This window comes from Rhodococcus sp. NPDC056960 (assembly GCF_042674125.1).
Lineage (GTDB): Bacteria > Actinomycetota > Actinomycetes > Mycobacteriales > Mycobacteriaceae > Rhodococcus_F.
Genome location: NZ_JBHURF010000001.1, coordinates 270,335 through 291,988 on the forward strand (window position 1 = coordinate 270,335; position 21,654 = coordinate 291,988).

At 68.6% G+C, this 21,654-nt stretch carries 18 protein-coding genes; 10 read left to right on the forward strand and 8 right to left on the reverse strand.

Features of this window, described 5'->3' with window-relative positions:
• Positions 1-21 precede the first annotated feature (21 nt).
• Positions 22-681, reverse strand: a complete 660-nt coding sequence (locus ACFTWF_RS01390) for a TrkA family potassium uptake protein (protein ID WP_005240868.1) — start codon at positions 679-681, stop codon at positions 22-24.
• Between the two features lie 45 nt (positions 682-726).
• A complete protein-coding gene (locus tag ACFTWF_RS01395; RefSeq protein ID WP_378459500.1) occupies positions 727-1,392 on the reverse strand; it encodes a potassium channel family protein in 666 nt (221 codons plus the stop codon).
• A gap of 162 nt (positions 1,393-1,554) precedes the next feature.
• Between ACFTWF_RS01395 and ACFTWF_RS01400 the strand changes: the two genes are divergently transcribed.
• From ACFTWF_RS01400 to ACFTWF_RS01410, 3 genes are all read left to right on the forward strand, one after another.
• A complete protein-coding gene (locus ACFTWF_RS01400; RefSeq protein WP_378459501.1) occupies positions 1,555-3,549 on the forward strand; it encodes an APC family permease in 1,995 nt (664 codons plus the stop codon).
• A gap of 13 nt (positions 3,550-3,562) precedes the next feature.
• Positions 3,563-4,831: a class I SAM-dependent RNA methyltransferase gene (locus ACFTWF_RS01405; protein ID WP_378459502.1), complete on the forward strand. Its 1,269-nt coding sequence runs from the start codon at positions 3,563-3,565 to the stop codon at positions 4,829-4,831.
• 82 nt (positions 4,832-4,913) lie between these two features.
• Entirely contained in the window at positions 4,914-5,372 is a 459-nt protein-coding gene (locus tag ACFTWF_RS01410) for a MarR family winged helix-turn-helix transcriptional regulator (RefSeq protein WP_378459503.1), read from the forward strand.
• Here ACFTWF_RS01410 and ACFTWF_RS01415 read toward each other — a convergent pair.
• The 4 genes from ACFTWF_RS01415 to glsA form a co-directional block, all read right to left on the reverse strand.
• Positions 5,369-6,031, reverse strand: a complete 663-nt coding sequence (locus tag ACFTWF_RS01415) for an SIMPL domain-containing protein (RefSeq protein ID WP_378459504.1) — start codon at positions 6,029-6,031, stop codon at positions 5,369-5,371. The two genes, ACFTWF_RS01410 and ACFTWF_RS01415, sit on opposite strands and share 4 nt — an antisense overlap.
• Positions 6,028-6,867 carry an ABC transporter permease gene (locus ACFTWF_RS01420; RefSeq protein WP_378459505.1) on the reverse strand — a complete coding sequence of 280 codons (840 nt, stop codon included), beginning with the start codon at positions 6,865-6,867 and terminating at the stop codon, positions 6,028-6,030. Before ACFTWF_RS01420 ends, ACFTWF_RS01415 begins: the two co-directional genes overlap by 4 nt.
• The gene (locus tag ACFTWF_RS01425) at positions 6,864-7,826 is read right to left on the reverse strand and encodes an ATP-binding cassette domain-containing protein (protein ID WP_378459506.1); all 963 of its coding nucleotides are present in this window, start codon (positions 7,824-7,826) and stop codon (positions 6,864-6,866) included. The genes ACFTWF_RS01420 and ACFTWF_RS01425 overlap by 4 nt, the downstream gene beginning before the upstream one ends.
• 103 nt (positions 7,827-7,929) lie before the next feature.
• Positions 7,930-9,750, reverse strand: a complete 1,821-nt coding sequence (glsA, locus tag ACFTWF_RS01430) for a glutaminase A (protein ID WP_378459507.1) — start codon at positions 9,748-9,750, stop codon at positions 7,930-7,932.
• 252 nt (positions 9,751-10,002) lie between these two features.
• On the opposite strand from glsA, the gene dxs reads away from it, so the two are divergent.
• A complete protein-coding gene (gene dxs / locus ACFTWF_RS01435) occupies positions 10,003-11,946 on the forward strand; it encodes a 1-deoxy-D-xylulose-5-phosphate synthase (RefSeq protein WP_378459779.1) in 1,944 nt (647 codons plus the stop codon).
• A gap of 69 nt (positions 11,947-12,015) precedes the next feature.
• Here dxs and ACFTWF_RS01440 read toward each other — a convergent pair whose 3' ends face one another.
• Together ACFTWF_RS01440 and ACFTWF_RS01445 are read right to left on the reverse strand one after the other, a co-directional pair.
• Entirely contained in the window at positions 12,016-13,413 is a 1,398-nt protein-coding gene (locus tag ACFTWF_RS01440; RefSeq protein ID WP_378459508.1) for a sugar porter family MFS transporter, read from the reverse strand.
• Between the two features lie 96 nt (positions 13,414-13,509).
• Entirely contained in the window at positions 13,510-14,526 is a 1,017-nt protein-coding gene (locus ACFTWF_RS01445) for an iron-siderophore ABC transporter substrate-binding protein (RefSeq protein WP_378459509.1), read from the reverse strand.
• Between the two features lie 294 nt (positions 14,527-14,820).
• Here ACFTWF_RS01445 and ACFTWF_RS01450 point away from each other — a divergent pair, with 294 nt between their 5' ends.
• Genes ACFTWF_RS01450 through ACFTWF_RS01475 form a run of 6 tightly spaced genes read left to right on the forward strand, consistent with a single transcriptional unit; the run spans position 14,821 to position 21,603 of the window.
• On the forward strand, positions 14,821-15,600 hold the full coding sequence (locus tag ACFTWF_RS01450; RefSeq protein ID WP_378459510.1) for a GntR family transcriptional regulator: 780 nt from the start codon (positions 14,821-14,823) through the stop codon (positions 15,598-15,600).
• Positions 15,597-15,824 carry a ferredoxin family protein gene (locus ACFTWF_RS01455; protein WP_185729366.1) on the forward strand — a complete coding sequence of 76 codons (228 nt, stop codon included), beginning with the start codon at positions 15,597-15,599 and terminating at the stop codon, positions 15,822-15,824. Before ACFTWF_RS01450 ends, ACFTWF_RS01455 begins: the two co-directional genes overlap by 4 nt.
• A 16-nt stretch (positions 15,825-15,840) precedes the next feature.
• The gene (locus ACFTWF_RS01460; RefSeq protein ID WP_378459511.1) at positions 15,841-17,271 is read left to right on the forward strand and encodes an ABC transporter substrate-binding protein; all 1,431 of its coding nucleotides are present in this window, start codon (positions 15,841-15,843) and stop codon (positions 17,269-17,271) included.
• Positions 17,268-18,128 carry an ABC transporter permease gene (locus ACFTWF_RS01465; RefSeq protein WP_378459512.1) on the forward strand — a complete coding sequence of 287 codons (861 nt, stop codon included), beginning with the start codon at positions 17,268-17,270 and terminating at the stop codon, positions 18,126-18,128. The genes ACFTWF_RS01460 and ACFTWF_RS01465 overlap by 4 nt, the downstream gene beginning before the upstream one ends.
• Positions 18,125-18,904: an ABC transporter ATP-binding protein gene (locus tag ACFTWF_RS01470; RefSeq protein ID WP_378459513.1), complete on the forward strand. Its 780-nt coding sequence runs from the start codon at positions 18,125-18,127 to the stop codon at positions 18,902-18,904. Before ACFTWF_RS01465 ends, ACFTWF_RS01470 begins: the two co-directional genes overlap by 4 nt.
• Positions 18,904-21,603, forward strand: coding sequence for a fumarate reductase/succinate dehydrogenase flavoprotein subunit (locus tag ACFTWF_RS01475; RefSeq protein WP_378459514.1), 2,700 nt, complete (start codon positions 18,904-18,906; stop codon positions 21,601-21,603). Before ACFTWF_RS01470 ends, ACFTWF_RS01475 begins: the two co-directional genes overlap by 1 nt.
• Positions 21,604-21,654: the final 51 nt, after the last annotated feature.

Consider the following 21,654-nt stretch of genomic DNA (forward strand, 5'->3'; position numbering starts at 1 on the left):
AGTCGCTCGCCCGCGCCGCGATCACGAGAGCCCGACGGCGGCCCGGAGGTCGTCCTCGACGTCCACGGAGGCGACGAACAGCAGTTCGTCGCCTCCCTCGAGCGGATCGTCCTGCTGGGGAACGATCACCCGGCCGCCGCGGAGGATGGTGACCAACGCGGCGTCGCGGGGCAATTGGAGCTTGCGGACGGGTTTTCCGGCGAGCGGGGTGTTGTCGGGCAGGGTGACCTCGACGAGGTTGGCCTGCCCCTGGCGCAGCGTCATCAACCGCACGAGGTCGCCGACCGACACCGCCTCCTCCACCAGTGAGGCGAGCATGCGGGGGGTGGACACGGCGACGTCGACTCCCCAGGACTCGTCGAACAACCACTCGTTGCGGGGGTCGTTGACGCGGGCGACCACGCGGCTGACCCCGAACTCGGTCTTCGCGAGCAGGCTGAGGACGAGGTTGGCCTTGTCGTCGCCGGTGGCCGCGATCACGACCTCGTAGGTTTCGAGGGATGCCGTTTCGAGGCTGCTCAGTTCGCACGCGTCGGCGTGAACCCACGTCGCCTCGGGCACCGACTCCTGTTCGACGTGCTCGAGTTTGCGTTCGATCAGCATGACGTCGTGTTCGCTGCGGACCAGTTCGCGGGCGATGGAGCGTCCGACTGCGCCGGCTCCTGCGATTGCGACTCTCATCGTGTGCTTCCGTTCGGGTGGTCGATCGTGAATATTCTCACTGTGTCAGTTGTCCGAGGGCGGGGGATTGCCCGCGAGCGCGACCGCCTCGGCCACGGTTCCCGACACGGCCGCGATGTACACCTGGTCGTCGGCCTGGAAGACCGTCTTGCGGTCGGGAAGCACACCCGTGCCGAAGCGGATGATGAACGCGACACGCGAATTCGTCGCCGCTTCGAGTTCGGCGACGGGCCTGCCGATCCAGTCCTCGTGCAGGGACAACTCGGTGACCGCGACCGTTCCCGAGGGATCGCGCCACTTGGCGGTCTGGCTGTCGCGGGTGAGGTTGTGCAGGAAGCGGTCCGTCGACCAGGGGACGGTGGCGACGGTGGGGATGCCGAGCCGCTCGTACACGGCGGCGCGCTTCGCGTCGTAGATGCGGGCGACGACGCGTTCCACGCCGAACGTTTCCCGCGCCACGCGCGCGGAGATGATGTTGGAGTTGTCGCCGGACGACACCGCGGCGAACGCCTCGGCACGCTCGATACCGGCCTTGACCAGCACGTCGCGGTCGAACCCCATGCCGACGACGGTGTGGCCGGGGAAGTCGGGTTCGAGACGCAGGAATGCGGCGGGATCGCGATCGATGACCGCGACCTCGTGGCCGATCCGGGTCAGCGAGCCGGCGAGGGATGAGCCGACCCGGCCGCATCCCATGATGACCACATACACCTTGTACTCCGTTCATGGGCTCTGGTGTCACGTCTCGAGTACGTGCATACCGAATCGAACCGTACAGTGCGCAGACAGAAGAGCAACCGCGACAGAGATCGCAATCCGGACACATTGGTGGGTGAGGGTCCAGCTTTTCCGCGGACGGCTTACGCTTTGGCAGTGTCAAAGCTCTCGACCGCCACAAAGCGGCTACTGCTAGGCAGACCCTTCCGGAGCGACAAGCTCGGGCACACGCTGCTTCCCAAGAGGATCGCCCTCCCGGTCTTCGCGTCCGACGCGATGTCCTCGGTGGCGTACGCCCCCGAGGAAATCTTCCTCGTGCTGTCGGTGGCGGGTATCTCCGCCTACGCCTACACCCCCTGGATCGGTCTCGCCGTCGCCGCGGTGATGGCCGTGGTCGTCGCCAGTTACCGGCAGAACGTGCACGCCTACCCGTCGGGCGGTGGCGACTACGAGGTCGCGACCGTCAATCTCGGACCCAACGCGGGGCTGACGGTCGGCAGCGCCCTGCTGGTGGACTACGTCCTCACCGTCGCGGTGTCCATCTCCTCGGCGGCCTCCAACATCGGTTCGGCGGTGCCGTTCGTCGCCCAGCACAAGGTGCTGTTCGCGGTCGCGGCCATCGTCCTGCTCACCGCGATCAACTTGCGCGGCATCCGCGAATCCGGTGCCGCCTTCGCGATCCCGACGTACGCATTCATCGTCGGGATGGTCCTGATGCTGCTGTGGGGCTTCTTCCGGATCTTCGTCCTGGGCGAGGATCTGCGGGCCGAATCGTCCGGGTTCCAACTCGAAGCCGAGGATTCCCACCTGTACGGGATCGCGTTCGCGTTCCTCATCGCGCGCGCCTTCTCGTCCGGGTGTGCGGCCCTGACCGGTGTCGAGGCGATCAGCAACGGTGTTCCGGCATTCCAGAAGCCGAAGTCCCGCAATGCGGCCACCACGCTTCTGCTGCTGGGTTCGATCGCCGTCGTGTTGCTGATGGGCATCATCATCCTGGCCCAGAAGATCGGGATCGTGTACGCGCACAGTCCGGCGGAGCAGCTGATCGGCGCCCCGGACGGGTATCACCAGAAGACGTTGATCGCGCAGATCGCCGAGACGGTATTCGGCGGGTTCCCCATCGGGTTCTATTTCATCGCCATCGTCACGGCCCTGATCCTCGTGCTGGCGGCCAACACCGCATTCAACGGGTTCCCGGTGCTCGGATCGATCCTCGCGCAGGACCGCTACCTGCCCCGTCAGCTGCACACCCGCGGCGACCGCCTGGCGTTCAGCAACGGCATCCTGTTCCTGTCCGGCGCCGCGATCGCCTTCGTCGTCCTGTTCGGCGCCGAGGTCACCAAGCTGATCCAGCTCTACATCGTCGGTGTGTTCGTGTCGTTCGTGCTGAGCCAGACCGGCATGATCCGGCACTGGACCCGGCACCTGAAATCCGAGAAGGACGCCGCCCAGCGGCGGCGGATGCAGCGTTCCCGGGTGATCAACTCCATCGGCCTCGCCATGACCGGCGCCGTGCTCGTCATCGTGCTCATCACGAAGTTCGCCGCAGGCGCGTGGATCGCGATCGTGGCCATGGTCGCGATCTTCGTCGTGATGAAGCTGATCCGGAAACACTACGACAGCGTGGCCCGGGAACTCGAGGAGCAGGAATGGGACGGGGTGCTGCCCAGCCGGACGCACTCGATCGTCCTCGTCTCGAAGCTGCACATGCCGACGATGCGCGCGCTCGCGTACGCCCGGGCCACCCGGCCGGACACGCTCGAGGCGATCACGGTCAACGTCGACGAACCCGACACCCGGGCGCTCGTGCGTCAGTGGGAGAAGAGTGACATCGCGGTGCCGCTCAAGGTGATCGAGTCGCCTTACCGGGAGATCACCAAACCGGTCCTCGACTATGTGCGCCGCGTCCGCAAGGACTCGCCGCGGGACGTCGTCACCGTGTTCATCCCCGAGTACGTGGTCGGGCACTGGTGGGAGCAGATCCTGCACAACCAGAGTGCGCTGCGGCTGAAGAGTCGTCTGCTGTTCCAGCCGGGTGTCATGGTCACCAGCGTTCCGTGGCAGCTGAACTCGTCCGAGAAGGCGAAGACCCTGAACATCGAATACACGGCCGGGGCCTCGCGCCGCGGCTACGAACCCGACGAGAAGTGACGGGCGAGACGCGTTGAGTGAGAACTGGTTGGACCGCCGCCTCGAACTGCGGCTGGGAAACCCCGGGCACGGCGGTTTCGTCGTCGCCCGGCACGAGGGCCGGGTGGTCTTCGTCCGGCACGGCCTGCCGGGTGAGCGGGTGACGGCGCTCGTCACCGAAGACCGCGGCGGATCCTACTGCCGGGCCGACGCGATCGACATCCTCGATGCGTCCCCGGAGCGGGTTACGCCGGTGTGCCCGGTGTCGGGTCCGGGTGGCGCGGGCTGTTGCGACTTCTCCCACGCAAGCCTGCACGTGCAGCGGGACATGAAGTCTCAGGTGGTGTCGGAACAATTGGTGCGGCTCGCGCGGGTGCAGCGGGACGTGGAGGTCGAGGAACTGCCCGGCACCGGGGACGGCACCGGCTGGCGCACGCGGGTACGGCTCGCCGTCGATCAGGACGGGCGCCCCGGCTATCACCGGCACCGCAGTTCGGATATCGTCACCGACCTCGCGTGCCCGCAGATCGACGCCGCCGCCTATGACGGTGTGAGCGAAGGAGAGTGGAGGCCGGGCAGCGAGGTGCAGATCGTTCTCGACGGCACGGGGGAGCGGCACGTCGTCGAGATCGCTCCGCCGAAGGTGTCGCGGACCGGCCGGACCAGTCCCGGGCGGCGCGGTGCCATGGCACGTCGCGCGGCCGGTGGCGCCCCGCGCGCCGAGCGGGTCGTCGTCGGTTCGGGTCGTCCGGTGGAACGGGTGGGTGACCGCGAATGGGCGCTCGCCGCCACCGGGTTCTGGCAGGCGCACCGCGGCGCCGCGGACACGTATTCGGCCGTGGTCGCCGACTGGGCCGGGATGTCGGCGGGGGAGACCGCCTGGGATCTGTACGGCGGGGTGGGAGTGTTCGCCGCGGCCCTCGCGGAACATGCCGGACCGTCGGGGCAGGTGGAGTCCGTCGAGTCCTCACGCCAGGCCGTCTCGGACGGGAAGGCCGCGCTGTCCGACGTCCCGCAGGTGCGTTTCCACGCCGACCGGGTGGAGCGCGCGATCTCCGGTCTGACCGCCCCGCCACAGGTGGTGGTGCTCGATCCGCCGCGTGCGGGTGCGGGGCGGGACGTGATCGATGCGGTGGCGGCGGCGGGCGCCGAACGTGTCGTCCACGTAGGATGCGATCCGGCGTCGTTCGCCCGCGACATCGGGCTCTACCTCGGGCAGGGATTCCGGCTCGACGGGCTCCGCGCGTTCGACGCGTTCCCGCTCACCCACCACGTGGAGTGCATCGCGTTGCTGACCCGCTGAACGCCGGGTCGCTTCGTTGTTTACCGAACGCAACTTTACGTATAGTCGAGCCGCACAGAAGTAGTGGTGGGACGGGGACTGGATGTCGGTACAGGCAGATACTGCGCAAGCGCTCGTCGATGCGGTTTTCGCACTCGGGCGATCGTTGCGGGCGGTCGTCGCCGCCGGCGGCGAGACACCGCTCGCACCGGCATTGACGAGCGTGCTCTTCGTGCTCGCCGCGCGGGGGGAATGCCGGCAGAACGAACTGGCCACCGATTTGTGCGTCAGTCAGTCGTCGCTCAGCCGGCAGATCTCGGAGTTGGTCGAGGCGGGTTACGTGTCCCGGACAGTCGACCCCGACGACAAGCGTGCCTCCCGTATCCGGGTGTCGCCGAACGGAATGGACATTCTGCGCGAGACCACCGAACGGCGCGCCGAACGGTTGCGCGGCATGCTCGAAGGCTGGTCCCAGGAACAGGCCCTGGCCGCGGTGACGGCGCTGACGCAGCTCAGTGACACGTTCGCGGCGTCGGTGCAGCAGCGCGGACCGCGGGTCTAGAGCAGACGCCACCGCACCCGGACATCGACCCGCGTCGGTTTCTCACCCCGTTCGACCGGGACCGGGGAATCGGCCGCCGCGAGCGCCTTCACGGCCGGCCGCGGCGACACCTCGCCGGTGTCGACTTCCGAGATCTCCAGCACCTCGCCCAGCGCGCGATGCGACAGCGACGCGTACTGCTCCGCCTTCGCAAGCGCATCGGCCCAGGCCCGCTCCCGGGCGGTGGCCGTCAGGACGGCGGGGTCGGAGAAGTCGAATTCGAGCCCGCCGAGACGGATGTCGTCGCCGCCCGCGCCCACGCAGTCCGCCACCACCTGTGCCGGTGACGCGGCGGACGCGCCGTCGGCGCGGACGGTGATCTGCAGCGTCGTGGCCGCGGTGTAGCCCGTCACCTCGCTGCCCCGGCCCTCGGTCCAGCTGGTTTCCGAGTGCACGGACAGCCCGGTGGTCGCGAGATCGGGGCCCGAGACGCCGTGGCCCTGTAGAACAGCGGTGACGGCCGTGGTGGACCGCGACACCGCCTCGAACGCCGCAGCGACCGCGGGACGTGTTGCCGTCACGGTGACGGTGGCGCGGACGAGATCCGGAACCGCGGACACGATTCCGGATCCGCGGACCGTCACCGAGCGCTCGGCGGGATCGGGGGTGGCCACCGTCACGACTTACGGTTGTACAGCCGCATCGTCAGCGGTCCGAAGATCACCACGAAACCGGCGCACCAACCGAGGACGACGGCGAGGTCGGCCATCTCCACCGACCCGGCCATGAGCCCGCGGATGGACGTCACCAGTGCGCTGATCGGGTTGACGCCGACGAAGGCCTGGAGCCAGCCCGGCATGGTCGCGGGGTCGACGAAGATGTTGCTGGCGAACGTCAGCGGGAACAGGATGAACATCGATACGCCCATGACGGCCTGTTCGGTGCGCATGAGCATCGCGAACATCGTCCAGATCCACGACAGGCTGAACGAGAACAACAGCAGCAGTCCGATCGACGCGACCACGCCGACGAGACCGCCGTCCGGGCGGAAACCCAGCACCAGCCCGAGGATCAGGACGATGATCGAGGCGATGGTGTAGCGGACGACGTCACCGAGCAGTGCGCCGACGAGCGGTGACGGCCGCCAGATCGGGAGCGACCGGAACCGGTCGAAAACGCCTTTCTCGATGTCCTTGTTGAGCGTCAGGCCGGTGTACATGGTGATCATGACGACCGTCTGCACGAGGATGCCCGGCAGCAGGAACTGGACGTAGGCGCTCGTCGATCCGGCGAGTGCGCCTCCGAAGAGGTAGGTGAACATCAACGTGAACATGATCGGGAACATCGTCACGTCGAACAGTTGCTCGGGGACGTGCTTGATCTTGAGCAGCGCCCGCCACCCGAACGACAGCGACGTGGACCAGGCGGTGGGTCGCGCCGGCCGCGGGCCGGGCATCTGCAGGACGTCGGCGACAGCGGTGGCGGTGTCGGCGGTCCGGTCGGTGGTGGAGGTCATGACGCATTCTCCTCGGTGGGTCGGCCGGTGAGGGAGAGGAAGACTTCGTCGAGGCTCGGTTGCCCCAGTGCGAACGTGCTGACGGCGATTCCGGCGTCGTCGAGTGCGGGCAGCGCCCGCGACACGCGGGTCGCGTCGTCGATGCGCGCGGTGAGAGCGGCCGGGTCGGATTCTTCGATGATCGGCACCTCGAGCACCTGCCGCAGCAACGCCGCCGCCGCGGGGCGGGTGGCGACATCGGTGACGCGCACGTGCAGCGCGCCCGATCCGACGGACGCCTTGAGTTCGCCGGTGGTGCCCTCGGCGATGACCCTGCCGTGATCGATGACGGCCACCCGGTCGGCGAGCTGGTCGGCTTCGTCGAGGTACTGCGTGGTCAGCAGGACCGTCGTCCCGCCGGCCACCAGCGCGCGGACGATCTCCCACACCTGGTTGCGGCTGCGCGGGTCGAGTCCGGTGGTGGGTTCGTCGAGGAAGATCATCTCGGGAGTGACGATGATGCTCGCCGCGATGTCGAGCCTCCGGCGCATACCGCCGGAGTAATTCTTCACCTGCCGGTTGCCTGCCTCCTCGAGTCCGAAGGCGGACAGCAGCTGTTCGGAGCGGGTGCGTGCCGCGGCCCGGGAGTACCCGTACAGCCGGCCGAGCAACAACAGATTCTCGGTGCCCGTCAGATCCTCGTCGAGTGACGCGAACTGCCCGGTGAGGGCGACCTTCCCGCGGACGGCGTCCGGTTCGCTCGCGACATCGTGCCCCAGCACGGTGGCAGTTCCGCCGTCCAGCGGCAGCAGAGTGGCCAGCATGCGGATCGCGGTGGTCTTGCCCGCCCCGTTCGGTCCGAGGACGCCGTAGACGCCGCCGAGCGGGACGGCCAGATCGAGGCCGTCGACGGCGCGGGTGGATCCGAAGGTCTTGACGAGCGCTGTCGTCTCGATGGCGAGCGTGGTCGCTGTGAGCATTGCCCCCTGCTTTCGATTACGGCGTCGTCGATCCGGAGCCCCCAGCCTGTCCGATTTCTCCGAATTGGGCAACGGGTTTTCCCTGCGTCCTCGCGGGAGCCGATCACATGCTGTCGCTCTGCCGCAGCAGGGACCGCAGCATCACGTCGAGCTGTTCGTAGGCGCCCGACGCGAGGCGCTCGAGCAGTGCCAACTTGAGTTTCGGTTCCTCCGAAGCCATTTCGAGGTAGCGCTCGGACGTCAGCACCGCGACCGTCACCGGGGTGTCGGCCCGGACGTCGTTGAGGAACCGGGAGTCGAGCATCATCGTCATCTCCCCGAAGCTCATTCCCGCCGACAACGTCATGATCCGGTGCACCGCACCAGACCGGTCGGTGACCGTGGAGCTGACCTGCCCGGACAGGATGAGGAACAGCCCGCAGGCCCGGTCGCCCCGGTGGAGGACGAGTTCACCGCGGGCATAGGTGCGAGTGACGAGGTCGCGGGTGAAGCGCCGGAGTTGCTCCGGGGTGAGGTTGGACAGCATGGGATGCCGGTCGATCGTGACGGACGACGGCTGACGGGCCGTGCTGCAGTGCCGTTCGAGCAGGATGTCCTCGCACCACTGCACGGCGGCGTCGAGGTCGGCGAACACCCGGCCCGACTTCCCCGACAGGTCGGAGTGAGTGTTGCCGAGCAGACCGGCCGGGTCGACGAACGCGATCGCGCACCGACGGGCGGCGAGGTCGGCCCGCAGCGTCTCGAACATCCGGCGTGCGACACCGCTGACGTCGTCGACACGCCGGACGTCGACGACCACCACGTCGAGTTCCTCCTCGACGGCGCCGATCTCGCGAACGGCGCTCTCCGCGCCGGCGAACAGCAGATCCCCGTGCAGTTCGTAGATCCGGCTGCGCTTGCCGACGTCGTCGAGGGCGGCGCGCTCGGCGGGGGAGCGCCGCATCCGCGAGGGGGCGTCCGTCACGGAGTACCGGGCGCGGACCGCAGCGCGGGCGGCGCGCGTGACGTGCAGGAAGTGCAGTTCCAACTCGTTCGACAGCGCCCGGCACGCCTCGACGCCGCGGACGCTGTTGCCGTGGGCGTCGAGGCGCGGTGAGTAGATCGCGATGCCGATCTGCCCGGGAAGGACGGCGACCACGCCGCCCCCGACCCCGCTCTTGGCAGGCAACCCGACCTCGTACACCCATTTGCCTGCGGCGTCGTACATGCCGCACGTCGACATCACGCTGAGGACCCGCTCGACGAGAACCGGTTCGAGCACCGTCTCGCGGGTGACGGGGTTGACGCCGTTGTTCGCCATCGTCGCGGCCATCAGGCTCAGGTCGCGGCACGTCACGTCGAGGGAACACTGGCGGAAGTAGAGGTCGACCGCCTCGTCGGGGTCGCCCGTGATGATGTCGAACGAGCGCAGCATGTGGCCGATGGCCCGGTTGCGGTGCCCGGTCCGGAACTCGGATTCGTACACCGACCGGTTGAACGTCAGGTCCCGTCCCGCGTACCTCGAATACGTCGATCGAATTCGCTCGAACCGGGTGTCGACGTCCGGCCCGGCGATCAGCGACGCCGCGGTGATCGCCCCGGCGTTGATCATCGGATTGCGGGGCCGCTCCGTCCGCGGATCGAGGCTGATCTCGTTGAACGGCTCCCCGGACGGTTCGACGTCGATCTTCTCGGCCACGGCGTCGGACCCGCGATCGGCGAGGGCCAGGGCGTAGGTGAACGGTTTCGAGATGGACTGGATCGTGAACGGGAGCCGGGTGTCGCCGACCTCGTACACGTAGCCGTCCACGGTCGCGATGCAGATGCCGAACGAGTCGGGGGCGACCGCGGCGAGCTCGGGAATGTAGTCGGCGAGCTCGCCGCTGCGATTCGCCTGGGTTGCGGTGAAGACTTTTCCGATCAGCGCGTCCACGACGGTGCTCATGGGACGACCCTAGAGGCTGTGCACGACGCTGTCGGGCGTTCCGTCCGGCCCGCCCGGCGACGCAATTGTGTGAACCCGGTCACGGCTGTGGCCGGAATGCCCGAGGACGAACCCGCACTACGGGGCCGCAGCGGCCGGTACCGTGTGTCCCTCACTTCCGCGGCTCCGTAGACTGGTTCCACTGTGACGTGACACGAAAGCCACGTGGCAGAGGCACGCACGGTCGCGTGCATCACGGAGGGAGCGATCTCGTTGGGTGTTCTTGCCCGTATCCAGACGCCTGACGATCTTCGTCGGCTGAGTTCGGCGGAGATGAAGCAGCTCGCCGCCGAGATTCGTGAGTTCCTCGTCCAGAAGGTCGCGGCGACCGGCGGGCACCTCGGCCCCAACCTGGGCGTCGTCGAGCTGACCCTCGCGCTGCACCGCATCTTCGATTCGCCGGCCGACCCGATCATCTTCGACACGGGCCACCAGGCGTACGTCCACAAGATCCTCACCGGCCGCAAGGACGATTTCGACTCGCTCCGCAAACAGGGCGGCCTGTCCGGCTACCCGTGCCGGGCGGAGAGCGATCACGACTGGGTCGAGTCCTCCCACGCGTCGGCGTCGCTGTCGTACGCGGACGGCCTCGCAAAGGCGTTCGAGCTGACCGGCCAGGACCGCCACGTCGTGGCCGTCGTCGGCGACGGCGCGCTCACCGGCGGCATGTGCTGGGAGGCACTCAACAACATCGCAGCCGGCAAGGACCGCTCGGTGGTCATCGTCGTCAACGACAACGGCCGCTCGTACGCGCCGACCATCGGCGGGCTCGCCGACCACCTCGCGGCCCTGCGGCTGCAGCCGGGATACGAGCGCATCCTCGACAGCGGTCGTCGCATCGTCAAGAAGCTTCCGTGGGTGGGTCGCACCGCGTACTCGGTTCTGCACGGCATGAAGGCGGGTCTCAAGGACGCCGTCGCCCCGCAGGTGATGTTCACCGATCTGGGCATCAAGTACCTCGGACCGGTCGACGGACACGACGAGGCGGCCATGGAATCCGCGCTGCGCCGCGCGAAGGCGTTCGGCGGACCGGTCATCGTCCACGCGGTCACCCGCAAGGGCATGGGCTACGCGCCCGCCGAGAACCACGTGGCCGATCAGATGCACTCGACGGGCGTGATCGACCCCGTCACGGGTAAGTCGGCCGGAAACGCGGCCGCGGACTGGACGTCCGTGTTCTCGGCCGAGCTGATCGATCAGGCGAGCCGCCGGCAGGACATCGTGGCGATCACCGCCGCGATGGCGGGCCCGACGGGTCTCGCGGCGTTCGGCGAGAAGTACCCCGACCGCATGTTCGACGTCGGGATCGCCGAACAGCACGCCGTGACGTCGGCGGCCGGCCTCGCGCTCGGGGGTCTGCACCCGGTGGTCGCGGTCTACTCGACATTCCTCAATCGCGCCTTCGATCAGTTGCTGATGGACGTGGCGTTGCTGAAACTGCCCGTCACCCTCGTCCTCGATCGCGCCGGCATCACCGGCAGCGACGGCGCCAGCCACAACGGCATGTGGGACATGTCGCTGCTGGGCATCGTCCCCGGGATGAGGGTCGCCGCCCCCCGCGACACCGCCACCCTGCGGGAGGAGTTCGACGAGGCGCTGGCGGTGGACGACGGCCCGACCGCGCTCCGCTTCCCGAAGGGCACCGTCTGTGACGACGTCCCCGCGGTGCGCCGTCTCGACGGTGTCGTCGACGTCCTGCGGGCCCCCTCCGGGCGGAACGACGTACTCATCGTGTCGGTCGGCGCGTTCGCCGGTCTCGCGCTCGCCGCAGCGGAACGGCTGGAGCAGCAAGGCATCTCGGCGACCGTGGTCGACCCGCGGTGGGTCCTGCCGGTCCCGGAGTCGCTGGTGAAGTTCGCCGAGGACTACACGATGGTCGTCACCGTCGAGGACAGCGGACTGCACGGCGGTGTCGGTTCCACCGTCTCCGCGGCGCTGCGGTCGGGCGGGGTCGACGTCCCCTGTCGTGATCTCGGTGTTCCGCAGCGGTTCTTCGACCACGCGTCGCGCGCGCAGATCCACGCCGAGCTGGGTCTCACCGCACAGGACGTCGCCCGGCAGATCACCGGGTGGTTCGCCGGCCTCGGGAACCTGCCCGCCGGGCAGCAGAACGGCGTGGTCGCCGACCTCGACGCGCAGCGCGCGGAGAAGCAGTAACACCGACCGCCCGACACGAGAAATCCGGCCGAATCACAGTGTGATTCGGCCGGATCCGTATCAGCTGGGTCAGGTGTGCATCTCTTCGAGCTCCATTCCCTTCGTCTCCCGGACCTTCAACCGGACGAAGAAGAAGGACAGCAACGCGAAGAACGCGAACAGTCCGTACAGGAACCACAGCCCCACCGACCGGGTGAGCGGCGGGAACGAGAGGGTGACCGTGAAGTTCGCGATCCAGTTCGCCGCCGTGCTGATGCCGAGTGCGTAGGCGCGCATGTTGTTGGGGAACATCTCGCCCAGCATCACCCACATGATCGGACCCCAGGTGGCGGCGAAGAAGATCACGAACAGGTTGGCGCCGACCAGGGCGAGCGCCCCCCACGGGCTGGGGAGCACCACGTCGTCCCCGCTGCCGGTCGCCTGGGAGAAGGCGATCGCCGCCAGGAGCAGGCTCAGGAACATGCCGAGCGAGCCCACCTCGAGCAGAATCTTGCGGCCGATCCGGTCGACGAACAGGATCGCGACGAACGTCATGCCCACGTTGATGATGGCGGTGATCACCGACGTGGTGAACGACTCGTTCTCGGTGAAGCCCACCGACTTCCAGAGTGTGGTCGAGTAGTAGAAGATCGCGTTGATGCCCACGAACTGCTGGAAGATGGCCATGAAGATGCCGACCCAGACCAGTGGCTGCAGCCCGAACTTGGGGCCGCGGATGTCGTCGAACGACGCTGTCGACTCGCGGCGGAGGGTGAGCCGGATCTCGGAGACGCGCTCGTGCGGGTCGACCTCGCCGGTGATGTTCGCGAGGATGTCGGCCGCTTCCTGATCGAGGTGCTTGCCCACGAGGTACCGCGGAGACTCGGGGATCATCAGGGCGAGAACGCCGTACACGACCGCGGGGATCACGCCGACGATGAACATCCAGCGCCAGGCCTCGAGGTTCAGCCACAGTTCGTTGGAGGCGCCGCCCGCGGCGTTCTGCAGCACCGCGTCCGACAGCAGTGCGGCGAAGATGCCGAGAGTGATGGCCAGTTGCTGCAGCGACGCCAACGCGCCGCGGTAGCGGGCCGGGGCGATCTCCGAGATATACGTGGGCGCAATGACCGACGCGATACCGATGCCGAGGCCGCCGAGGACGCGCCACAGCATCAGGTCGGGGACGCTGAACGCGAGGCCGGCGCCCAGCGAGGACACCACGAACAGCACCGAGCCGAGCAGCATCACTTTCTTGCGGCCCCAGCGGTCCGCGAGGCGACCCGCAAACCACGCGCCCACAGCACATCCGAGCAGGGCGATCGCCACGGCGAAGCCCGTGAAGAACGATCCCAGCTCGAAGTGGTCCTGGATGGAGTCGACGGCGCCGTTGATGACCGAGCTGTCGAAACCGAAGAGAAATCCACCCACCGCGGCGGCGACGGTGACGCCGATGACCTTCGCGGTGTGTCTTTCGGACATCTGCGTCATCGCATACCTGCTTTCGACGAGCGTTCCTGATGCGGGCACAATCGAACTAGGTGTACCGGAATACGCTACGCCCGAGGCCGCCTGTCAGGCGGGAGTTCAGGCACCCGCTTTCTTCGCGGCCTCGCTGAGCTGAGGCGTCAGCTTGTCCAGGACCCACGGCGTCGCGAGGACGCTCGTCTGGCTGAGCCCCGAGATGATCTTCGTGTCCGACAGCGGGACGGCGGTACCCCGGCCGATGGCGCCGAGATTCGCGTAGGCCGGGTTCGCGGCCACGGTGGTGTTCTCCGGGACGAACGCGACGACGACGTCGGCGTCCACATCGGAGATGTTCTCCACCGAGATGTCGGCGAAGAACTTGTCCGGGTCGTTCGTCGAAGCCAGCTTCTGCACGCCGGGCGACACGGTGAACCCGAGTTGCGTGAGCACCTGGACGCGGGGATCGGACGGCATGTAGACGTTGACGGTCGCGGCGTCGGTGTCGAAGTTGATCACCGAGATCGTCTTGCCGGCGAATTCGGGGTGCGCGGCGGCCGTCCGGGCGAGGGTGTCGTCGAGACCGGCCACGAGCTGTTCCGCCTCCGCGCTCTTGCCCAGCGCCTGTCCGACCAGCGCGGTCTGGTCCTGCCACGTTGTCTGCCACGCCTTGTCCGGGTACCCCACGGTGGGGGCGATTCCCGACAGCTTCTCGTAGGTGGCCTGGTCGAATCCCTCGTACGGGGCAAGGATCACGTCCGGCGCCAGCGAGGCGACCGACTCGATCGGGGTGGACGTGGCCGCGTCGAGCAGGGTGGTCTCGGCCGGATCGAATCGGTCCTGCAGCCAGGGCATCACTCCGTTCGCCTCGGCGCCGTACGTGTACTCGGGCATGCCGACCGGTGTCTGGCCGAGTGCGTACACGACGTCCTGGGCGTTCCATCCGAGTGTGACGATGCGCTCGGGTGCCGCATCGAGGGTGGTCGACCCGAACGTGTTGTCGATCGTCACCGGAAAGCCCGCACCGGCCGCTTGCGTGGTGCCTCCGCTGTCGCCGGACGAGCACGCGGCGAGGAAGAGGGACGAACTGGCCACGGCGAGTGCGACGGCGATCTGACGTCGGGCGGGGAGTGCGAACACGGCAACGGCTCCTTCGGGACGAGAATGGAAGGTAAGCCTAACCTAGGCTTACCCGCCCGATCGGCGGACGTCGCCACTTCGAATCACCGTGATTGCAAGTCCCGGGACCGGCGCAGCCTGGCGCATTACCCGGTGGGCGATGCGTTCGCGCAGGTGAGGCGCTCCTGTCCCGTCGCGGACCCGGCCGATTCGGATGAGCGGTCCGGGTGCCCGTCCGACGCGGCTCCCGGCCCGGCGGAGTGCCGTTAGCGTGAGTCTTCGTCCAGCTCACACGCACATTCTACGAAGGAGACCGTGGTGGCGAATCCGACTCCCCTCCAGGCGGCGTCGCGCAGTTCACGCGCGGATCATGCGCGCAGATTCGCCGACCTGCTCCGCCAGCAGATCCACGCGGACGCCTTCGCCGAGCGGGGATTGCCGTCGGAATCGGAACTGGCCGCCGAGTTCGGCGTGTCGCGCAACGCGGTCCGCGACGGTCTGGCACTGCTCAAGCAGGAAGGGCTCATCGACCGCGCGCCACGCGTGGGAACCCACGTGGCGCAGCGCAAGTACGACCACGGCCTCGACGCCCTGCTCGGACTGAAGGAGACGCTCAAGGGGCACGGCGAGGTTCGCAACGACGTGCGCGCGGCCGTGGAGATCGCCCCGCCGCCCGCGGTCGCCCGCCGGCTGCAGCTGGGGGCGGGCGAACCCGCCGTCTACATCGAGCGGGTCCGCTACCTCGGCGACCTGCCGCTCAGCCTCGACCTGACGTATCTCGTTCCCGACATCGGAGCCGAGATCCTCGGGCACGACCTCGAATCCAACGACGTGTTCGCGCTGATCGAGGTGGTCTGCGGCCAGCCCCTCGGCTCCGCCGACCTCTCGATCGAATCCGTCAACGCCGACGCGCATTCCGCCGCGAACCTCCAGACCCCCGAAGGTGCGGCGCTGCTGCTGCTCGAACGCCTCACCCGGCTCGTCGACGGACGTCCCGTCGACCTCGAATACATCCGCATGCGCGGTGACCGAATCACCATGCGCAGCAACCTCGTCCGCCGACCCGACATCACCAGCTGGGAGCTCACCTCATGACCTTGGTCAACCAACGAGCCGATGTGCCCGTCACCATCGACGAGTCGCTGTGCATCGAGGGCTGCACTCTCTGCGTCGAGATCTGCCCCCTCGATTCGCTGGCGATCAATCCCGACAACGGCAAGGCGTTCATGCACGTCGACGAATGCTGGTACTGCGGCCCCTGCGCGGCGCGCTGCCCGACCGGCGCCGTCACCGTGAACATGCCCTACCTCCTCCGCTGACCGAAAGACCACAGAGATGAAGCGACGTTTTCCCGCCGCCGCGATCGCCGCCGCGGCACTGACACTCGTGGCGACGAGTTGCTCCCTCGAACCGGCCACCGGCGACGGTGACGCGGTGACGGTGGTGATCGGATACCAGTCCAAGACGATCAACACCGTCACCGCCGGAACCCTGCTCCGCGCGCAGGGGTACCTCGAGCAGCGACTGCAGGCGGTGACCGAGCAGACCGGGACGAAGTACTCCGTCGAATGGCAGGACTACGACACCGGCGCGCCGATCACCGCGCAGATGGTCGCCGAGAAGATCGACATCGGATCGATGGGCGACTACCCCATGCTGATCAACGGCTCCCGCACCCAGGCCAACCCGCGGGCGAAGACGCAGATCGTCTCGGTGACCGGCTACAACCCCAAGGGCGCCCTGAACATGGTGGTCGTGCCGCCGAATTCACCGGCGACCACGCTCGCCGACCTGGCGGGCCGGAAGGTGTCCGCGAGCGTCGGCTCCGCGGGCCACGGCACCCTCGTCCAGGCGCTCGACCGCGCCGGAATCGACCCCGGCACCGGCGTCGAGGTACTCAACCAGCAGCCGCAGGTCGGATCGTCGGCGCTCGAATCCGGTCAGGTGGCGGCGTTGTCACAGTTCGTCGCCTGGCCCGGACTTCTCGTCTTCCAGGACAAGGCCAAACTGCTGTACGACGGCGCCGAACTGAACACGCCGACCCTGCACGGAGTGGTGGTCCGGGACGTCTACGCCGACGAACACCCCGAGGTTCTCGACGCGTTCCTGCGGGCGCAACTCGACGCCACACAGTTCATCCGCACACAGCCGCTCGAGGCGTCCCGGATCGTGGCCGACGCGAGCGGGCTGCCCCAGGAGGTCGTGTACCTATACAACGGGCCGGGTGGCACGTCGTTCGACACGACACTCAAACCCGGGCTGATCGATGCGCTGAAGAACGATGTGCCCTACCTGAAGTCGATCGGCGACTTCGCCGACCTCGACGTCGGGGGTTTCGTGAACGACGCGCCGCTCCGGTCCGCGTTCGAGGCCGACGGGCAGAACTACGACACCGCGCTGGCGTCGACAGCCAACCCGGCCGCCGTCACCGGCACCGACCCGGTGTGCGCCGCACCGGCGGACGATCCGGCCCTGGCCGGGGAGGTGTGGATCGACGGCGCTGCCGCCACCCAGCCGGCCGCGAACCCGACGTGCCTGCTGCGGGCGGTGAAGCAGGCCCGGGCCGGGGGCCGCACGGTGCGCTCCGCCTACGTCCCCGACGCCGAACTGGGCACCCGATGGTTCGCGGACAAATCGGTGTGGGTCCGCGACGGCGACACCTTCCTGCCGTTCACCACCGGCGCCGCGGCCGACCGCTATCTGCGTACGCACCCCACGGGCGCCGTGATCACGTACGACCGCGCCGTCGAGGAGGTCCGGCAATGACCACTCTCGAACGGTCGGCCGTTCTCACCGACACCGAAGCTGCTGTGGAAGAACATGATCGGGCCACGACCGGCCGGCGGACGTCGCCGTGGCGATCGCGGCTCATCCGGATCGCGTCGGTCGTGGTCGCGATCACCGCCTGGCAGTTGCTGACCGCGCACGACGTGCGGATGTGGCTGCGGTTCGACACCCTGCCGACCGTCACCGACATCGTGTCCGCGTTCGGCACCCAGCTGCAGACCGAGCTGTTCTATCTCGATCTCGGGCAGTCGCTGATCCGGATCCTCACCGGATTCGGGCTCGCGACCGTGATCGGCGTGGCCACCGGAATCGCCCTCGGCCGATCGGAACTCTTCGCCGACGTCCTCGGGCCGCTGACCGAACTCGCCCGGCCGATCCCGGCCATCGCGGTGGTGCCCGTCGCGATCCTGCTGTTTCCCAGCGACGAGGCGGGCATCGTGTTCATCACGTTCGTGGCCGCCTTCTTCCCGATCATGGTGAGCACCCGGCACGCGGTGCGGGCCCTGCCGACGCTGTGGGAGGACTCGGTGCGCACGCTGGGCGGCGGGCGCTGGGACGTGCTGTCCCGGGTGGTGCTTCCCGGCATCCTGCCCGGCGTGTTCGGCGGACTGTCGGTCGGGATCGGTGTGGCCTGGATCTGTGTGATCTCCGCCGAGATGATCTCCGGCAGGCTCGGAGTCGGGTACCGCACCTGGCAGGCGTACACGATCGTCGACTACCCCGGCGTCTTCGTCGGGATGATCACCATCGGCATCCTCGGGTTCGTCACGTCCGGTGCAGTCGAACTGCTCGGCAGGCGCGTCACCCGCTGGCTGCCGCGAGGGGAGCGCGCATGACCACCACCGCGGCACCGTCCGTGACCGCCGGAATGTCGCTGGTCCTCGACGACGTCACCCTGTCCTACACCGGGAACCCGGTCATCCGTTCGCTGTCGCTGACCGTGGTCCCGGGTGAGATCCTCGTGCTCACCGGACCTTCCGGCTGCGGAAAGTCCACCGTGCTGCGCGCCCTGGCCGGACTGCTGCCGCCCGATTCCGGCAGCGTCGTCGCCGACGGCGCTGCCGTGACCACGACGTCGCGGGACCGGGCTGTCGTGTTCCAGGACAACGCGCTGCTTCCGTGGCGCACGGTGCGCTCCAACATCGAATTGGCTCTCGCGCTGCGCGGCGAACCCCGCAAGGGGCGGCGGGACGTCGCCGATCGCTGGATCGCGGAGGTCGGTCTCACCGGGTTCGGGGACTTCCTGCCCAAGAACCTGTCCGGGGGCATGCGGCAGCGGGTGCAGTTGGCGCGCGGCCTCGCCGGGGCGCCCCGGGCGGTGATGATGGACGAGCCGTTCGGCGCACTCGACACCCAGACCCGCGGCGTCATGCAGCGACTGCTCGTCGACACCTGGAGCACGCACCCGACGACGGTCGTGTTCGTGACCCACGACGTGGACGAGGCGGTGCTGCTCGGTGACCGCGTCGCCGTGCTCGGCCGGGCCGGCGAGCCGCTGCGCACACTCGTCGACATTCCGCGCCCGCGGGACCGTGACCGCCTCGACCACCCCGACACCCGTGCCGCGCGTGCCGACGTTCTCGCCGCGCTGAACCACACACCGGAGAAGTGATGGACATTCCCGACCTCGCCGACACCGTCCGTCTCGATTGCGACGTCCTCGTCATCGGAGGCGGTACCGCCGGCACGATGGCGGCACTGACCGCGGCCGAGAACGGCGCGAACGTGCTCCTGCTCGAGAAGGCGCACGTGCGTCATTCCGGGGCGCTCGCCATGGGAATGGACGGGGTCAACAACGCCGTCATCCCCGGCAAGGCCGAACCCGAGGACTACGTCGCCGAGATCACGCGGGCCAACGACGGAATCGTCAACCAGCGCACCGTGTACCAGACGGCGACCCGCGGTTTCGCGATGGTGCAGCGCCTCGAGAAGTACGGCGTGAAGTTCGAGAAGGACGAGTACGGTGAATACGCGGTGCGCCGGGTGCACCGATCCGGCTCGTACGTGCTGCCGATGCCCGAGGGCAAGGACGTGAAGAAGGCGCTGTACCGGGTGCTGCGGCAACGCAAGATGCGGGAGAAGATCCGCATCGAGAACCGGCTGATGCCCGTCCGCGTGCTCACGGAGAACGGCCGGGCCGTCGGCGCCGCCGCGCTGAACACCCGCACCGGCGAATTCGTCGCGGTCGGGGCGAAGGCGGTGATCCTCGCGACCGGTCCGTGCGGGAGGCTCGGGCTTCCGGCGTCGGGATACCTCTACGGAACGTACGAGAACCCGACGAACGCCGGTGACGGGTACTCGATGGCCTACCACGCCGGCGCCGAGCTGAGCGGCATCGAATGCTTCCAGATCAATCCGCTGATCAAGGATTACAACGGCCCGGCCTGCGCGTACGTCGCGAACCCGTTCGGCGGCTACCAGGTGAACGCCGAGGGGGAGCGGTTCGTCGACTCCGACTACTGGTCGGGGCAGATGATGAGCGAGGTCAAGAGCGAGATCGAGTCCGCGCGCGGGCCCATCTACCTCAAGGTCAGCCACCTCCCGGAAGAAACCCTAGGCACCCTCGAATCGATCCTGCACACCACCGAACGACCCACCCGCGGCACGTTCCACGCGAACCGCGGCCACGACTACCGCAGCCACGACATCGAGATGCACATCTCCGAGATCGGTCTGTGCAGCGGACATTCCGCGTCCGGCGTGTGGGTGGACGAGCACGGCGCGACCACCGTCCCGGGGCTGTACGCCGCAGGCGATCTCGCCTGCGTCCCGCACAATTACATGATCGGCGCGTTCGTCTACGGCGACCTCGCCGGGGCACACGCCACCGGCACCCTGCCGGGTGTCGAGGCGCCGGCCGCGTTGCCCGCGGAGCAACTCGCCGCCGCGCACGAGCTGATCTACCGGCCCCTGCGCAACCCGGACGGCCCGCCCCAGCCGCAGGTCGAGTACAAGCTGCGCCGCTTCGTCAACGACTATGTCGCACCGCCGAAAACGGCGGCCAAGCTGTCGATCGCCGTCGAGACGTTCGAACGGATGGCGGGGGAGATCGCCGGGATGGGCGCCGTCACCCCGCACGAGCTGATGCGCTGCGCGGAGGTCACATTCATCCGGGACTGCGCCGAAATGGCGTCCCGTAGCTCCCTGACCCGGACCGAAAGTCGCTGGGGGCTCTACCACGAACGCGCGGATCTGCCGGAGCAGCAGGACGACGAATGGGGATACCACCTGAATCTGCGCCGCGGCGAGAACGGCGACATGGAATTCCTCAAGCGGCCGGTCGAACCGTACTTCGTGCCGGTCCCCGGACTCGATTCCCTTCCGCCACAAGACCGGACGGTCCTGCCCGTCGCGCAGCCTCCGCTGGTCGGGGGTCGGGCGCCGGTGGAGGAACGCTCCCGCATCGCGGCACCGGTCCGGCAGGAGGCGTCGTCACCGGCCATCGTCGCGGTCCTCGGACTTGACGCCCCGAGCGTCGCCGAACTCGCACCGTATCTGGGCGACGCCGACCCGCAGGTCCGCGTCACGGCGCTGTCGGTGCTGACGGAGGGAACCCCCGACGGATTCGGGGGCGCGGTGATCGCGGCGCTCGGCGACCGGGACGTCGCGGTCCGCCGCGCCGCCGCGGACGGCCTGCGCGAACTCGTCGAGGTGCTGCCGTCCGCCGACGGGCTGGCCGAGCACCTGGGGTCGGGTGACGCCGTGGTCCGGGCCGCCGTCGTCGACGTCCTGCGCGCCCTGCACGCGGGTTCGGCGGAACAGTTCCTGGCCGCGCTGTCCGACGGCGACCATCACGTCCGGATCGAAGCGGTTCGCGCGCTGGTGTCGCTGGACCGGTGGGAGTCGGTGGCGGCGGGGGCGCAGGACGAGAACCGGGAAGTGCGGATCACCGTCGCCCACGGACTGGCGACCGTCGGGCTCGGCGGCGTCGACACCGTTCGGTTCCTGGCCGGCGATCGCGATCCGCTGGTCCGGGCCGCCGCGCTCACCGCGTTCGCGGGTCTGGGCTGCCACGGAGACGACGTGGCCCTCGCGGTGTCGGGCCTGCGGGAGTCGGCGTGGCAGATCCGTCAGGGCGCCGCGCGGGCCCTCGCCGGGGCGGAGCCCGAAGACGCGGTACCCGCGCTGACGGACGCCCTGACGGATGCGCACCTCGACGTGCGCAAGGCTGCCGTCCTCGCACTCGGCCGGTGGCCCGGCGACCGCGCGGCCGTCGGTGCGCTCACCACCGCACTCGAGGACACGGACGCCGACGTGCGGGCCTACGCCCGCCAGGCACTCGCCGCGGCGGACCACGTCCCCGTCCCCTGAGCACGTGAGTGGCAAAGTGTGCCGGGGCACACTTTGCCACTCACCTGGGGA

Coding starts and splice junctions, on each gene's coding strand:
- ACFTWF_RS01440 (WP_378459508.1), bottom strand. CDS start 13,413: ATGACGCAGATGTCCGAAAGACACACCGCGAAGGTCATCGGCGTCACC.
- ACFTWF_RS01410 (WP_378459503.1), top strand. CDS start 4,914: ATGTCGGTACAGGCAGATACTGCGCAAGCGCTCGTCGATGCGGTTTTC.
- ACFTWF_RS01475 (WP_378459514.1), top strand. CDS start 18,904: ATGGACATTCCCGACCTCGCCGACACCGTCCGTCTCGATTGCGACGTC.
- ACFTWF_RS01420 (WP_378459505.1), bottom strand. CDS start 6,867: ATGACCTCCACCACCGACCGGACCGCCGACACCGCCACCGCTGTCGCC.
- glsA (WP_378459507.1), bottom strand. CDS start 9,750: ATGAGCACCGTCGTGGACGCGCTGATCGGAAAAGTCTTCACCGCAACC.
- ACFTWF_RS01455 (WP_185729366.1), top strand. CDS start 15,597: ATGACCTTGGTCAACCAACGAGCCGATGTGCCCGTCACCATCGACGAG.
- ACFTWF_RS01470 (WP_378459513.1), top strand. CDS start 18,125: ATGACCACCACCGCGGCACCGTCCGTGACCGCCGGAATGTCGCTGGTC.
- ACFTWF_RS01425 (WP_378459506.1), bottom strand. CDS start 7,826: ATGCTCACAGCGACCACGCTCGCCATCGAGACGACAGCGCTCGTCAAG.
- ACFTWF_RS01465 (WP_378459512.1), top strand. CDS start 17,268: ATGACCACTCTCGAACGGTCGGCCGTTCTCACCGACACCGAAGCTGCT.
- ACFTWF_RS01460 (WP_378459511.1), top strand. CDS start 15,841: ATGAAGCGACGTTTTCCCGCCGCCGCGATCGCCGCCGCGGCACTGACA.
- ACFTWF_RS01390 (WP_005240868.1), bottom strand. CDS start 681: ATGAGAGTCGCAATCGCAGGAGCCGGCGCAGTCGGACGCTCCATCGCC.